12 protein-coding genes are annotated in these 13,781 nt (G+C 74.4%); 6 read left to right on the top strand and 6 right to left on the bottom strand.

What is annotated here, in order from left to right; all coding sequences use genetic code 11:
- Positions 1–46 precede the first annotated feature (46 nt).
- The gene (locus tag ACIGAN_RS08865; protein ID WP_365742157.1) at positions 47–1,882 is read right to left on the bottom strand and encodes a phosphatidylglycerol lysyltransferase domain-containing protein; all 1,836 of its coding nucleotides are present in this window, start codon (positions 1,880–1,882) and stop codon (positions 47–49) included.
- A gap of 229 nt (positions 1,883–2,111) precedes the next feature.
- Here ACIGAN_RS08865 and ACIGAN_RS08860 point away from each other — a divergent pair, with 229 nt between their 5' ends.
- Both ACIGAN_RS08860 and ACIGAN_RS08855 read left to right on the top strand, forming a co-directional pair.
- Complete coding sequence (locus ACIGAN_RS08860; protein ID WP_399856288.1) at positions 2,112–3,230, top strand: alpha/beta hydrolase; 1,119 nt, start codon at positions 2,112–2,114, stop codon at positions 3,228–3,230.
- Between the two features lie 157 nt (positions 3,231–3,387).
- Complete coding sequence (locus ACIGAN_RS08855) at positions 3,388–4,596, top strand: hypothetical protein (protein ID WP_399856286.1); 1,209 nt, start codon at positions 3,388–3,390, stop codon at positions 4,594–4,596.
- A 151-nt stretch (positions 4,597–4,747) separates the two neighbouring features.
- Here the strand turns inward: ACIGAN_RS08855 and ACIGAN_RS08850 are convergent, their stop codons facing one another.
- Both ACIGAN_RS08850 and ACIGAN_RS08845 read right to left on the bottom strand, forming a co-directional pair.
- Complete coding sequence (locus ACIGAN_RS08850; RefSeq protein ID WP_399856801.1) at positions 4,748–6,037, bottom strand: PH domain-containing protein; 1,290 nt, start codon at positions 6,035–6,037, stop codon at positions 4,748–4,750.
- Positions 6,038–6,150: 113 nt separating this feature from the next.
- Positions 6,151–6,699 carry a PH domain-containing protein gene (locus ACIGAN_RS08845; RefSeq protein WP_365091530.1) on the bottom strand — a complete coding sequence of 183 codons (549 nt, stop codon included), beginning with the start codon at positions 6,697–6,699 and terminating at the stop codon, positions 6,151–6,153.
- A 31-nt stretch (positions 6,700–6,730) separates the two neighbouring features.
- Between ACIGAN_RS08845 and ACIGAN_RS08840 the strand changes: the two genes are divergently transcribed.
- Positions 6,731–7,882 (top strand): NADH-quinone oxidoreductase subunit D, encoded by a 1,152-nt coding sequence (locus tag ACIGAN_RS08840; RefSeq protein WP_399856282.1) that lies wholly within the window; start codon positions 6,731–6,733, stop codon positions 7,880–7,882.
- A 40-nt stretch (positions 7,883–7,922) separates the two neighbouring features.
- On the opposite strand, the gene ACIGAN_RS08835 is transcribed toward ACIGAN_RS08840, so the two are convergent.
- Complete coding sequence (locus ACIGAN_RS08835) at positions 7,923–8,915, bottom strand: SAM-dependent methyltransferase (RefSeq protein WP_399856279.1); 993 nt, start codon at positions 8,913–8,915, stop codon at positions 7,923–7,925.
- A gap of 117 nt (positions 8,916–9,032) precedes the next feature.
- Between ACIGAN_RS08835 and ACIGAN_RS08830 the strand changes: the two genes are divergently transcribed.
- Together ACIGAN_RS08830 and ACIGAN_RS08825 are read left to right on the top strand one after the other, a co-directional pair.
- Positions 9,033–10,223: a sensor histidine kinase gene (locus ACIGAN_RS08830; protein WP_365091521.1), complete on the top strand. Its 1,191-nt coding sequence runs from the start codon at positions 9,033–9,035 to the stop codon at positions 10,221–10,223.
- 122 nt (positions 10,224–10,345) lie between these two features.
- The gene (locus ACIGAN_RS08825; RefSeq protein WP_365091518.1) at positions 10,346–11,014 is read left to right on the top strand and encodes a response regulator transcription factor; all 669 of its coding nucleotides are present in this window, start codon (positions 10,346–10,348) and stop codon (positions 11,012–11,014) included.
- A gap of 17 nt (positions 11,015–11,031) precedes the next feature.
- Here ACIGAN_RS08825 and ACIGAN_RS08820 read toward each other — a convergent pair whose 3' ends face one another.
- The gene (locus tag ACIGAN_RS08820) at positions 11,032–12,138 is read right to left on the bottom strand and encodes a DUF5937 family protein (protein ID WP_365091516.1); all 1,107 of its coding nucleotides are present in this window, start codon (positions 12,136–12,138) and stop codon (positions 11,032–11,034) included.
- Positions 12,139–12,295: 157 nt separating this feature from the next.
- On the opposite strand from ACIGAN_RS08820, the gene ACIGAN_RS08815 reads away from it, so the two are divergent.
- Positions 12,296–12,499, top strand: a complete 204-nt coding sequence (locus tag ACIGAN_RS08815) for a hypothetical protein (RefSeq protein WP_365091513.1) — start codon at positions 12,296–12,298, stop codon at positions 12,497–12,499.
- On the opposite strand, the gene ACIGAN_RS08810 is transcribed toward ACIGAN_RS08815, so the two are convergent.
- A complete protein-coding gene (locus tag ACIGAN_RS08810; RefSeq protein ID WP_399856275.1) occupies positions 12,492–13,673 on the bottom strand; it encodes a threonine aldolase family protein in 1,182 nt (393 codons plus the stop codon). The genes ACIGAN_RS08815 and ACIGAN_RS08810 overlap by 8 nt on opposite strands.
- Between the last annotated feature and the right edge of the window lie 108 nt (positions 13,674–13,781).

Here is a 13,781-nt window from a genome sequence, read left to right as displayed (position 1 = left end):
CGTCAGGCGCCGCGGCCCGGGCGACGGCCCCGTGCGGGCGTCCGGGTCAGGCCGCCCGGACGGTGCGTTCGGTCGCGGTGCCGTGGGCGCAGGGGCGGCGGGCCGTCGTACGGCGGCGGCGCAGGAAGCGGGGCAGGGGCAGGGCGAGGTTGACGAAACCTTCCGCCTGCATGGCGGCGAAGCCGATGCGGGGCAGGTCGGCGGAGGCGCGGTAGACGACGAAACGGGGCTCCCAGCGCGGCTGGAACTTGGCGTTGAACTTGTACAGCGACTCGATCTGGAACCAGCGCGAGAGGAAGACGAGCAGGCCGCGCCAGGCGCGCAGGACCGGGCCGGCGCCGATCTTCTCGCCGCGTGCCAGGGCCGAGCGGAACATCGCGAAGTTGAGGGACACGCGTGCGATGCCGAACCTCGGGGCGGCCTGGAGGGCGGCCACGATGAGCAGTTCGTTCATGCCGGGGTCGGCGGAGCGGTCGCGGCGCATCAGGTCGAGCGAGGCGCCGTCGGTGCCCCAGGGCACGAAGTGCAGGACGGCCTTGAGGTCGCCGTGGGGGCCGGGGTGGTCGTCCTGCTTGTGGGCGGTGGCGATGAGGCAGTCGCCGTCGGCCCGGTCGCCGATCCGGCCGAGGGCCATGGAGAAGCCGCGCTCGGTGTCGGTGCCGCGCCAGTCGTCGGCGGCGCGCCGGATGCGCTCCAGCTCGGCCTCGCCGAGGTCACGCACGCGTCGTACCCGGGTCTCGTAACCGGCGCGCTCGATGCGCTTGACCATCTGGCGCACGTTGCGCATCGCACGGCCGGCCAGGGAGAAATCCCCGACGTCCACCACCGCCTCGTCGCCCAGTTCGAGGGCGTCGAGCCCGGTCTCGCGGGTCCACACCTCGCCCCCGGTCTCGGAGCAGCCCATGACGGCGGGGGTCCAGGAGTGGGCCCTGGCCTCGTCCATGAACCGCTCGATGGCGCCCGGCCAGGCCTCCACGTCGCCGATGGGGTCGCCGCTGGCGAGCATCACGCCGGAGACCACGCGGTAGGTGACGGCCGCCTTGCCGCTGGGGGAGAAGACGACGGCCTTGTCGCGGCGCAGCGCGAAGTGGCCGAGGGAGTCGCGGCCGCCGTGCCGGTCCAGCAGGGCGCGCAGCCTCGCCTCGTCCTCGCCGGTGAGGCGGGCGGCCGGGTGCTCGGGGCGGAAGGCCAGGTAGACGGTGGTGACGGCGGTGAGCAGGCCGAGGGCGCCGAGCGAGAACGCGACGGTCCAGGAGGTGCTGCCCCGGTAGTCGACCGGGCCCTCGAAGCCGAACAGGCCGTAGACGACGTGGGTGATGCGGTCGGCCAGGCTCGGGTCGCCGAGCATGCGGTCTCCGTGGACGCTGACGACGATCAGGCCCAGCAGCAGCGAACCGGCGCTCATCAGCACGAAGTTGGCCAGCGCCCGCCAGCGGCTGCGCGGGTCGGGCAGGGCGTCGAACTGGTCGCGGTGGCGCAGCAGGGGCGCCAGCAGGGCCAGGGAGACGAGGACGCCGGCGATCGAGTGGCGGTAGGTGAACTGCGCGACGGCCCCGGCCGGGAGCAGGGCGACGGCGGCCCGCCAGGCCCGGCGCTTGCCGCGCTTGAGGCCGTGCGCGAGCAGCAGCAACAGCACGCCCGCGCTCAGCGACAGGGCGGCCGCGAAGGGGCCGAGGGCGCCGGGCAGCACCTCGGCGAGCGCGTGCATCCGGCTGTGCCGGAAGCGCGGGAAGACGCCGGCGGCGATGTCCAGCGCGCCCACCAGGGCGCAGGCTCTGCCGACGAGGAGGGGCACGGCCTCGGGGCGTGGCCCGCGCAGCAGCCGGCCGACCCGCCCCGTACGCGCCTGGGCGCCGCGGCGGTTCGGAACCCCGCCCGACATTTCCTCATCTGTCCTGACAGACATCGCATCCCGTAGTTCTGCGAGAGACCTTGGATCCGGGCCCGATTCGGGCATCCGGCGACATTGCGCCCTCTAGGACGGTGTCTCGGGGGGAGAGGTTCACTCCCCACGTCAAAGCCGTCTCCAAGGCGGAGGAAAGTCCGGGACAAGCTCGCGTGAAGGTGTGCGGGGCGGGACCGGGCGGAGAGCGCGGACAGGTAACCGAACCATGGGTCTCACGAGTGACGAGGTGCTCGCACTGGCGGTGCTCTGCGCCGTGCTGCTGTTCACCGGCACGGTCTGGCTGTGGCCGAGGCTGGCCCACTGCGGCCGGCGGGCGGTGAGCGGCCGTGTCGGCCTGCTGCTCGGCACGCAGCTGGCGCTGTTCGCCGCGGTGGGCCTGGCCGCCAACCAGGCCTTCGGGTTCTACGCGAGCTGGGCGGACCTGTTCGGGCAGGAGAAGGACCAGGGGGTGGTCGTCGACCACACGCCGGGCCGGGGCCCGCTGGAGGTGGTCGGCTCGCGGCGGGTGCCGGGGGCGGGCGGGGTGCGCCCGGCCTCCGGCGGCCGGATCCAGGAGGTCGAACTCCTGGGCCGCACGACCCGGATCGCCACGCCCGCGTACGTGTATCTGCCGCCGGAGTACTTCCAGCCGCGGTACCGCACCCACCGGTTCCCGGCGGCGGTCGTGCTGACCGGTTATCCGGGTACGGCGTCGGCGCTGGTGGAGAAACTCCACTATCCGCGCACCGCGCAGGAACTGGCCCGGGCCGGCCGGGCGCGGCCGATGATCCTCGTGATGCTGCGGCCGACGGTGGCACCGCCCCGGGACACGGAGTGCGTCGACGTTCCCGGCGGTCCGCGCACCGAGTCGTTCTTCGCGAGGGATCTCCCCGAGGCGTTGCGCGCGCACTACCGGGTGGCCGAAAAGCCGGGCGGTCTCGGTGTCATCGGCAACTCCACGGGCGGCTACTGCGCGTTGAAGCTCGCACTGCACCATCCCGGTGTGTACGCCGCCGGGGCGGGTCTGTCCGCCTACTACAAGGCACCGGTCGACGCCACGACGGGCGATCTCTTCCGGGGCGACAAGGGCCTGCGCGAGCGCGCCGACCTGTGGTGGTACCTCGCGCACAGGCCCGCTCCCGACACGTCCCTGCTGGTCACCACCAGCAAGAGGGGCGAGTCCAACTACCGGGACACGAGGGAGTTCATAGCGCGGGTGAAGGACAACGGGCGGACGCGGATCTCCTCGATCGTCCTGGAAAGCGGCGGGCACAACTTCAACACCTGGCGGCGGGAGATTCCGGCGGCACTGGAGTGGATGAGCGAGCGGCTGACACGGGGGTGAACACGCTGTTCCGCGGCGGTGGAAATGATCTTGGGAATTGCATGAACGGCCGGTTCCGGTTCTTCCCGAGTTCTGATGCGTCGTGACTCTCTTGGTATGGCTTTGTTTTTGCGGGGTGGCTCACCATGATTCGCCTACGCGCGGTAAGTTTCTGGCCATGCCACGTGGACGTCATCGCCATTCCCCGCCCTTGCACAGGCTGCTGCCCCCGTCGGCGATCGCAGGCGTCTCCCTCGTCTGCGCCCTGGGGCCATGGGTGTTCACGGAACCGACGCTGCTCCGTGGCCTGGCCGCGGCCGCCGCGGCGACGGCGGTCATCGGCGCGGTCGTCCTGCGCCGCTGGGACATCCAGGCGGGCAAGCAGGTCGCCGACCTCACGCGCGCGCGGGCGAGCGACGAGTGGCGCTTCGAGGAGCGCGTCGCCGAACTCGAAGCCGACCTGGAGGAGTCCCGCGAGCTGCGCGCCAAGCTGGAGCAGCGGCTGCGCGCCAAGCGCACCGAACTGGCCGGGCTGCGCAACGAACACGCCGCGCTGCTGCGCCGGTACGCCACCTCCGAGACCGAGCGGGCGAGCGTCCTGGAGGAGCGCCGGGTACTGGAGATCGAGGCGACGGCCCCGGTGCGGGCGGCGCTGCCCGCGGGGGCCGTGGACGCCACGGACGCGGCGGACGGCGACCCGGCGCGGCCGGACGAGGCGGCCGCCGGTCTCTCCGCCGGGACGCGGACCACGGTCCCGGCGGTGTTCTCGCCGGAGGGCTCCCGGCTGTTCCTGCGCGCCGCGGCCGCGCTCGCCCGGTTCGACGGCGAGCGGGCCCCGGACCCGGACGGCGGGGGTGACGGCGACGGCGACGGCGTACCCGAGGGTGAGGACACCGCGGAACCCGCGAGCGAGGCCCGGCAGGAGCAGGCCGAGCAGCGGGAGCCGTCCCGTGAGGGCGAGCCGCAGGAGCGGTCCGGGGCGGCCGGCGGGCACGAGCGCACGACCACCGCCGCCCGAGCGGGGACCGGTGCCGGGCGGCTGCCCGAGCCCGGCCCGTCCGGACAGGCGGCGCCCGGCCACTACACCGTGCCGACCGCCGTGGCCGTCGCCCCGCAGCAGCCGGTGCGGCGCCCGCTGGCCGAGGGCGGCTTCGACTTCTTCGGCACCAAGAAGGGCACCTCGCGGGCGGCGCTGGAGGCCGTGCAGAACGAGGACCTCGCCGATGTCGTCGGCCAGGAGGCGCTCGCCCTGCACAAGGCCGAGACCGAGGCCCGCTACAAGCCCGTGGACGAGGAGTCGCGCGGCATCGGCCAGGTCATCGACCTGACGGCGCACGACGAGACGGAACAGATCGACCTGCAGGGGCTGCGCAGCGCGGTGTCCTGACCGAGTCCGGGCGCCGCGTGCGCCAAGGTGCGCGAGGGGCGCGAGGGGCGCGCAGGTGCGCTGAGGCGTCAACGGATCATCGCGTCATCGGGGAGAAAGTCCTCCGTTCGGCCCCCGGCCACGGCCGGGGGCCTTCGCATGTCCGCGGGGTTCACGCCATCCAGCGGTCGGGGCGGGCGTCGCGGCGCCCGGTGCGCGACCGTTCCGCCTGGGCCGCCAGCAGCGCGCGCGCCTCGGCGGTGTCGCGCAGCCGCGCCGTCACCGTCTTGCCGGCGCCGGTGTCCACCGACACGTCGGCCAGGCCCCGGGCCCGCTCCCACGGCCCCTGCGTCAGCCGTACGCTCTGCACCTTGGCGTGCGGCACCAGCGCCAGGCTCCGCCGCAGCAGCCCCGAACGGGCCGCGAACACGGCGTCCGTGACGGCCAGTCCGTAGCCCCGCCACCACACGGGCACGCACCAGCGCGCGCGGCGCGGCGACGGTTCCAGGGCCGTGGGCCGCGGCACCGTCACCCCGGGCAGCACGCGCGCGACGACGTCCTCGGCGATCTCGCGCGGGGCGACCGGCAGCAGCACGGAGTTGGACGAGCCGGCGACGTCCAGTTCCACGCGCACCCAGCCGCGCCGCCGCCACAGCAGCGGCTCCACGATCCGCACGGTCTGCACGCGCCCCGGCGGCACCGTCTCGTGGGCCCGGTCCAGCAGGCCGTGGTCGATGCGCAGGCCGTCGGGCGACTCGCCCAGGGTCCAGTCGTACTCGGTGATGAACCGGCCCACGCTGCTCGCGCCCGCCGCGCCGAGCAGCGGCAGGGCGACCGCGAGGACCGTCCACAGGCTGTGGGTGGCCAGCCACAGCACCGGTGGCACGACGAGCGCCGCGGCCAGCGATCCCCAGGTCGAGCCGGTCAGCACCAGCGACATCGCGAGCACGCCCGGCGGCACCCGCAGCAGCTGCCGGGAGGGGGCCTCGCCGACCTCGTGCGCGGTCTCGGGGGCGAAACCGGCGGCCCGGGCGAGCAGCTCGGCCCGCAGGGCCCGGGCCTCGCCGGCGCCGAGGAAGGCCAGTTCGTCCTTCTTGTCGGTGCCTATGACGTCGAGCCGGAGCTTGGCGACGCCCGCGACCCGGGCGAGCAGCGGCTGGGTGACGTCGACGGCCTGGAGCCGCTCCAGGCGGATGTGGGCGGTGCGGCGGAAGACCAGGCCGGTGCGGATGCGCAGTTCGGTGCCGGTGACCGCGAAGTGGGTGAACCACCAGGAGCAGAAGCCGTAGAGGGCGGCGGCCGGGACGATCACCGCCAGGCCGATGAGCAGGGTCGTCGTGTTCAGGCGGGTCAGGTGGCGCTGCGCCCCGTCGGGGTCGTGCACGGCCCAGCCGATGACGACGGCGACCGGGGCCCAGGCCCGCCGGAGCGGGGTGACGGGGTGCAGCCGCCGCTCGATCACCCCACCGGTGGCGTCGGTCGCACCGGCCGCACCGGCTGCACCGACCGCACCGGCGGCACCGGTCGCCTGCGCGGGCTCGGGCGGCTCGGCCGGTTCCGCGGCCCGGGGGGTCGTCACAGTCCCGCCGATCGGGCCTCGCCCAGCTCGGTGAGCCGGTCGCGCAGCCGTTCCGCCTCGGCCGGGTCCAGCCCCGGGATGGTCGCGTCGGTCGCCGCGGCCGCCGTGTGCAACTGCACGCTGGCCAGCCCGAAGTGCCGCTCCACGGGCCCGGAGGTCACCTCCACCAGCTGCATCCGCCCGTACGGCACGACGGTCTCCTCGCGCCACAGCACGCCCCGGCTGATCAGCAGGTCGTCGGCCCGCTCGGCGTACCGCCAGGAACGCCAGTTGCGCTCGATCATCACCCAGCCCCAGACCGCCGCTGCCAGCGGCACCAGCGCGAACAGCGCCCACGCGGGCCCGGCCAGCAGCCCCGGCAGGAGCCCCGCGGCCAGGGTGATCAGCCCGAGCCAGACGACGAGCAGCAGCCGCCGCATCCTCAGCAGACCGGGGGGCAGGGCGATCCAGGCGGGCTCGCCGGCCCTGGTCCGTTCCTCGGCTCCGGCCCCGGCCGCGCTGTCCGCCCCCGTCGCTCCCGCCTCGCGCGGGATCCCCGTCTCCATGAGGTCAGGGTACGTAGGGGAGACTGTCCGCATGACTCCTACGACGGAGACCACGGTCGGAATCGGCGGTGCCGCGGAGAGCACCGACATGGTGCTCAACATCGGGCCCCAGCACCCGTCCACGCACGGCGTGCTGCGCCTGAAGCTCGTCCTGGACGGCGAGCGCGTCACGCACGCGGAGCCGGTGATCGGCTACATGCACCGCGGGGCGGAGAAGCTGTTCGAGGCGCGCGACTACCGCCAGATCATCGTGCTCGCCAACCGCCACGACTGGCTGTCGGCGTTCTCCAACGAACTGGGCGTCGTCCTCGCCGTGGAGCGGATGCTCGGCATGGAGGTCCCCGAGCGCGCGGTGTGGCTGCGCACGCTGCTCGCCGAGCTGAACCGGGTGCTCAACCACCTGATGTTCCTCGGCTCCTACCCGCTGGAGCTCGGCGGCATCACCCCGATCTTCTACGCCTTCCGCGAGCGCGAGGAGCTCCAGCACGTCATGGAGGAGCTGTCCGGCGGGCGGATGCACTACATGTTCAACCGCGTCGGCGGCCTCAAGGAGGACCTGCCGGCCGGCTGGACCGCACGCGCGCGCACCGCCGTCGCCGACGTCCGCTCCCGCATGGACCGCTTCGACGACCTGGTGCTGGGCAACGAGATCTTCCGCGGCCGCACCCGGGGCGTCGGCGTGCTGTCCCCGCAGGCCGTGCACGCCTACGGCGTCAGCGGGCCGATCGGCCGCGCCTCGGGCGTCGACTTCGACCTGCGCCGCGACGAGCCGTACCTCGCCTACGGGGACCTCCAGGACACCCTGAAGGTCGTCACCCGGCAGGAGGGCGACTGCCTCGCCCGCTTCGAGTGCCTGCTGGAGCAGACGCACAACGCGCTCGACCTGGCCGACGCCTGCCTCGACCGCCTCGCCGACCTGCCGCCCGGGCCGGTCAACCAGCGGCTGCCGAAGGTCCTCAAGGCACCCGAGGGGCACACGTACGCCTGGACCGAGAACCCTCTCGGGATCAACGGCTACTACCTGGTCAGCAAGGGCGAGAAGACGCCGTACCGGCTCAAGCTGCGCTCCGCGTCGTACAACAACATCCAGGCGCTGACGGAGCTGCTGCCGGGGACGCTCGTCGCGGACATGGTGGCGATCCTCGGGTCGATGTTCTTCGTGGTCGGGGACATCGACAAGTAGCGGCGCGAACCGCGGCCCAAGCCCCGGGTCGCGCCGCGGTTCACCCCGGGAGCGGGTCCTCGATCCCCACCGGCTGCACCAGCCACGCGAAGTCGCCCAGACCGCCGGCCGCCGTCAGCTCGGCCGCCTCCCCGGCGCCCGCGAGGGCGCGCACGTAGGCGGCCGGGTCGGTGGAGGCGAGCGTGAGCGGGGGGCGCGCGCCGGTCACCCCGAGGGCGTGCAGCGCCTCGCGCTGGGGCAGCACCCGCCCGCCCGGGAGCGCGCAGGCGTCCAGCGCGACATGCGCCGTGATGTCGCACGAGCCGTCCGGCACGGGGGGAACCTCGCGGCCCTCGCGGAAGCCGGTGAGCGTCCCGAACGGGGGCCTGGCCCGCGCCGTGTGCGCGTAGTCCACGGCCACGGCGAGCCCCCGGCCGACGGTCGCGACCGCCGCCGCCCAGGCCTCGTCGCGGGGCAGCCCGATCTCGGCCCGCAGCCCCTCCTCGCCGGGCAGCGGCCACCACCGCTCCAGCCACCTCGCCCGGGCCCCGCCGACCGGCTCCCCGAGCCGCTCGGTCCCGTCCGCGCGCACCAGGACCCGCCGGGCCCGCCCCGCGGGGTCCACCTGCGCGACCTCCACGGGCACGTTGTCCAGCCACTCGTTGGCGAACAGCAGCCCCGTCGTCCCCGGCGGGGGCGCGGACCGCCACTCGATCCGGTGATCGAGTCCCGCGGGCCGGGCGGCGATCTCGACGGCGTACGCGCGCGTGCGGCCCGCCACCTCGGCGGGCAGCGCGGCCAGCACCCCGGCGGCCAGCTCGCCCCGCCCGGCGGCCATGTCGACGAAGTCGAGCACCGCGGGCCGGCCCAGCGCCTCGTCGACCCGGCACAGCAGCCGTGCCACAGCCCCCGCGAACAGCGGCGACGCGTGCACCGAGGTGCGGAAGTGCGCGCCCGGCCCCGCCGCCCGCCGGTAGAAGCCGCCCGGCCCGTACAGCGCCTCCCGCGCCGCGTCCCGCCACCCGCGCCACTCGTCCCTCGCACCCGCAGTCATCCGGTCAGGCTATGCGGACACAACGACCGCAACTCCACCTTGCGGAGTACACGCGCCGGACGCGGATCGGCCCTCCGGTTGACCCATGCACCTATCCGCTTCCCTACGCTGGGTTACGTGCAGCGCCTCTATGACTTCCTCCGCAGGCACCCGATGTGGGTCGACGGCTTCTGGGCCGTGGTCCTCCTCGGGATTTCGCTGGTGGGCGGAGTGGCGGGCGGCTACGGCTCCCCGGCCGCCGCCGTGCCGATCACGCTGCTGCTGTGCCTGGTGATCGCGCTGCGCCGCCGGATGCCGGAGCGGATGCTGCTGCTCGCGGCGGTGGCCGGCGTGGCCCAGCTGATCACCGACGTGGAGATCGGCCCGGCCGACTTCGCCATGCTGGTGATCGTCTACACGGTCGCCGCGGAGGGTGCCCGCTGGGCCTCCCGCTTCGCGCTGGGCGCCGGTCTGTGCGCCGCGCCCGTGGCCCACCTGCGCTGGCCGAGCGATCAGACGGGCGTCGCGGGCAACATCGCCCTGACCGTCTTCATGACCGTGCCCTTCGCCCTGGCCTGGGTGCTCGGCGACTCCATCCGCACCCGCCGCGCCTACTTCGCGCAGCTGGAGGAGCGGGCCGCCCGCCTGGAACGGGAGCGCGAGGCGCAGTCCAAGGTGGCCGTCGCCGCCGAACGCGCCCGCATCGCGCGCGAGCTGCACGACGTCGTCGCCCACAACGTCTCGGTGATGGTGGTGCAGGCCGACGGCGCCGCCTACGTCCTGGACGCCGCGCCCGACCAGGCGAAGAAGGCCCTGGAGACCATCTCCTCCACCGGCCGCCAGGCCCTCGCCGAGATGCGCCGCCTGCTCGGCGTGCTGCGCACCGGGGAGCACCAGGAGGCCGGCGAGTACGTGCCGCAGCCCGACGTGCAGCAGATCGAGGACCTCGTCGAGCAGTGCCGCGGATCCGGACTGCCCGTCGACTTCAAGGTCGAGGGCACCCCGCGCCCGCTGCCCAGCGGCGTCGAGCTCACCGCCTACCGCATCGTGCAGGAGGCGCTGACCAACACCCGCAAGCACGGCGGACCCAACGCGGGCGCCAGCGTGCGCCTGGTCTACTTCGACGACGGCCTCGGCCTGCTCGTCGAGGACGACGGCAAGGGCGCCCCGCACGAGCTGTACGAGGAGGGCGGGTTCGACGGACAGGGGCACGGCCTGATCGGCATGCGGGAACGGGTCGGTATGGTCGGCGGCACGCTGGACGCCGGACCGCGTCCGGGCGGAGGATTCCGCATCAGCGCCCTGCTGCCGCTCAAACCCGCGCACTGACATCGGCGCGCGCCCCGCTGACACCTGTCACACCCCCGCCACCGCCCCGCTGTTCCCTCCGCCCCGCTGTTCCCCCACCGCCCCGCTGTTCCCCCACCTCCACAGATACGGAAGAGGCCCCGATGACGATCCGCGTGATGCTCGTCGACGACCAGGTGCTGCTGCGCACCGGGTTCCGGATGGTGCTCGCCGCCCAGCCGGACATGGAGGTCGTGGCCGAGGCGGGCGACGGCGTCGAGGCCATCCAGGCGCTGCGGACCACCGAGGTGGACGTCGTGCTGATGGACGTCCGCATGCCCAAGCTCGACGGGGTGGAGGCGACCCGGCGGATCTGCGCCGACACCGACCCGCCGAAGGTGCTCATCCTGACCACCTTCGACCTCGACGAGTACGCCTTCTCCGGGCTGAAGGCCGGCGCCTCCGGCTTCATGCTCAAGGACGTGCCGCCCGGTGAGCTGCTCGCCGCCATCCGGGCCGTGCACAGCGGGGACGCCGTCGTCGCGCCCTCCACCACCCGGCGGCTGCTGGACCGCTTCGCGCCGATGCTGCCGGGCACCCAGCAGCCCCAGCACAAGGAGCTGGAGCGGCTCACCGACCGCGAGCGCGAGGTCATGGTGCTGGTCGCGCAGGGCCTGTCCAACGGCGAGATCGCGGCCCGGCTCGTGCTGTCCGAGGCGACCGTGAAGACCCATGTGGGCCGCATCCTGACCAAGCTGGGACTCAGGGACCGGGTGCAGGTCGTGGTGCTGGCCTACGAGACCGGGCTGGTGCGGGCCGGCGGACACGGCTGACCCGGGGGCCCGGGCCGCTACCGGAGGATGCCCTCCAGGAAGTCGCTGCCCAGCCGCGCCACCACCGTCACGTCCAGCTGGTGCAGGACGTAGCGCCCCCGGCGGCGGGTGGTGACCAGGCCCGCCTTCTTCAGCACGGCCAGGTGCCGGGATATCTCCGGGGCCGTCATGCCGTGCACCTGGGCCAGCTCGCCGGTGCTGTAGGCGCTGCGGGCCAGATACCGGCACAGGCGCATGCGGACCGGGTGGGACAGCGCGGTCATGCGCAGGGCCAGCTGCTCCAGCGTGGGCGGGGCGGCGAGCTCGGGGGAGCCGACCGGGTAGTGCAGCACGGGCTGCCAGCCGTGGCGGTGCAGCACCATCAGGTGCGGCCAGCCCAGGCTCGTCGGGACGAGCAGCAGCCCGCCCTCGCCCGTGGCCGTACGGCCGTCGCCCAGCTTGTCGACGGAGATCACGGCGGCCGGCTCGTCGAGCGTCACCGCCGGGGACACCGCGGCCAGGGCCTCGGCCAGGCCCTTGCGGCGCAGCAGATCCGTCTTGTGCCGGGTGTCCGCCGCGAGCTGGTGGCGCAGCCGGGACCAGGCCTCCGCGAAGAACGCCTCGTCGCAGTCCTGGAGGAACTGCCGCAGCCAGCCCCGGATCCGGGGCGGATCGGCCAGCAGCCGCTCGCTGAACCGCAGCTGCCGCGGCCCGCGCGCGGCGGCCAGGTCCAGGGCGCGGCGGCGCACCTCCGGGTCGGTCAGCGCCGTGGGCGCGCAGTCGCCGTAGCCGGTGGCGCAGGTGAACTCCAGCGCGGCGTCCACGAACTGCTCGTCGGACAGCTTGTCGAGCAGGTCGAGCTCCTCGGCGAGCGTGCCGCCCGGGAGCGCGGTGCGGTCCGGCAGGCCCGCGCACGGCAGGAACAGGTCGGAGAACGTCGTCCGCCACAGGAAGTCCGCCTCGCACATCCGGTCGGCCAGATGCGGGTCGAGCCGGGCGGTCACGCCGGTCACCCAGCCCTGCAGCCCCGGATGGTGCGCCGGTTCGGACAGCGCGTGCAGCGCCATGCCGAGCTCGGCCAGGGGGGAGGGGACGACGGCGACCCTCTCCGGCCGCAGCCCCGCGATGTCGATGCGCACGCTCATGACCTCATGGTGCACCCCGCCACCGACAACGCCCCGTCGATTGACGGGGGTCGTCAATCGACGCGACGACCCGCGGGAGGCGGGCGCACGGTGGGAGGACCGGGGCTTTCGGCGGAGCCTTCGCGGTCCCGGCTCCCGTGACGCGAAGGAGAGCCACATGAGCATCACGCAGCAGTACCTCCTCGACGCCCACCGCGCCCGGTCCCTGGGCCAGGCCGCCCCGCCCGCGCCGGGCACCCACGAGGAGCGGCTCGTGCGGCGGTGGCGCGACGAACGGCGGTTCCGCGCCGTCCTCGCGGGCCGCCCGGTCCGCCCCCGGCTCCGGGCGGCCCTGGAGCGGTGGCGGCGGCGCCCTACCTGACCGGCTCCGGGAGCCGGGCCACGAACTCCGCGACCGCGGCCTTCACGTCCTCGGCGCTCCACTCCAGCCCCGCCGAGCGCACATGGATCTCGGTGTACGCCAGGTCCGGGCCGCGCCGGTCCCAGGAGTTGCCGAACAGGACGACCCCCGTCTCCTCGGCGGTGCGCACCGCCGTCTCGGCCAGGACGCCGGCGTCGTACGGCAGCCAGACCTGGAAGTCGTGGGTGTGCGGCACCCGCGGGTGCACGCGCGCCCACGGCGTCCCGGCCGCCGCGAACCCCTCGTGCAGGGCGGCGGCCACCACGCGCGCGTGCGCCACGTACTCGGGCAGCCGGGGCAGCTCCCGCTCCAGCCCGATCAGCGCCGACAGCGCGGTGGGGAACTGCTGGAAGACCAGGCCGCCGTACCGGTGCCGCCAGGCCTTCGCCTCCGCGACGAGCTCCGCCGGACCGGCGAGGGCCGCGCCGCCGAACGCCTCCAGGGACTTGTAGAACGACACGTAGACGCTGTCGGCCAGGCCCGCGATCTCCGCCAGGGGCCGGCCGAGGTGGACGGTGGACTCCCACAGCCGGGCCCCGTCGAAGTGCACCACCGCGTCCCGCTCCCGCGCGGCCGCCACGACCTCGGTCAGCTCCTCCCAGGAGGGCAGCACGAAACCGGCGTCCCGCAGGGGCAGCTCCAGCATCAGCGCGCCGAACGGCTCCTCGAAGTCCCGGACCTCCGCGGCCGTCGGCAGCCGCGGCTCGCTCGTCACCCGCACCGGGCGCAGGCCGCCGACCTCGCTGAACGCGTTGCGCTCGTGCACCTCCGGATGGGCGAGGGCGTGCAGGGCGACGGTCGGGTTCCCGGTGCGGCCCGCCCAGCAGCGCAGCGCCACCTGCTGGGCCATCGTGCCGGTCGGGAAGAACGCGGCGGCCTCGGTGCCCAGCAGCCCGGCGACCTTGGCCTCCAGGGCCTCGACGACGCCGTCGCCGTACACGTCGGACGGCTCGACCAGGTCGTACACGTCGCCCGCCCCGTCCAGCCCGGCCAGGCGCTCGCGCAGCGTCCGGTGGAAGCCGAAGCGCGCCATCGCCCGGCGCGCGCCGCGGTGGGCGGCCAGCCGCCGCCTGCGGAGCTGCGCCTTCCGGTCCTCGTCGGAAACCCGCTCGTCCTGTTCCGCCGTGTCAGTCATGCACCGGATCCTCCCCCGCGCGCGTACGGCCCGGCATCCCCATTTCCGTACGCCCGGGCCGTGGTCGCCTCCGTCGCCGCCCCCGTCCACCGCAACGCACAGCCTGTG

This window comes from Streptomyces sp. NPDC085931 (genome assembly GCF_044540565.1).
Lineage (GTDB): Bacteria > Actinomycetota > Actinomycetes > Streptomycetales > Streptomycetaceae > Streptomyces.
This window is presented reverse-complemented; position numbering and strand designations above follow the sequence as displayed.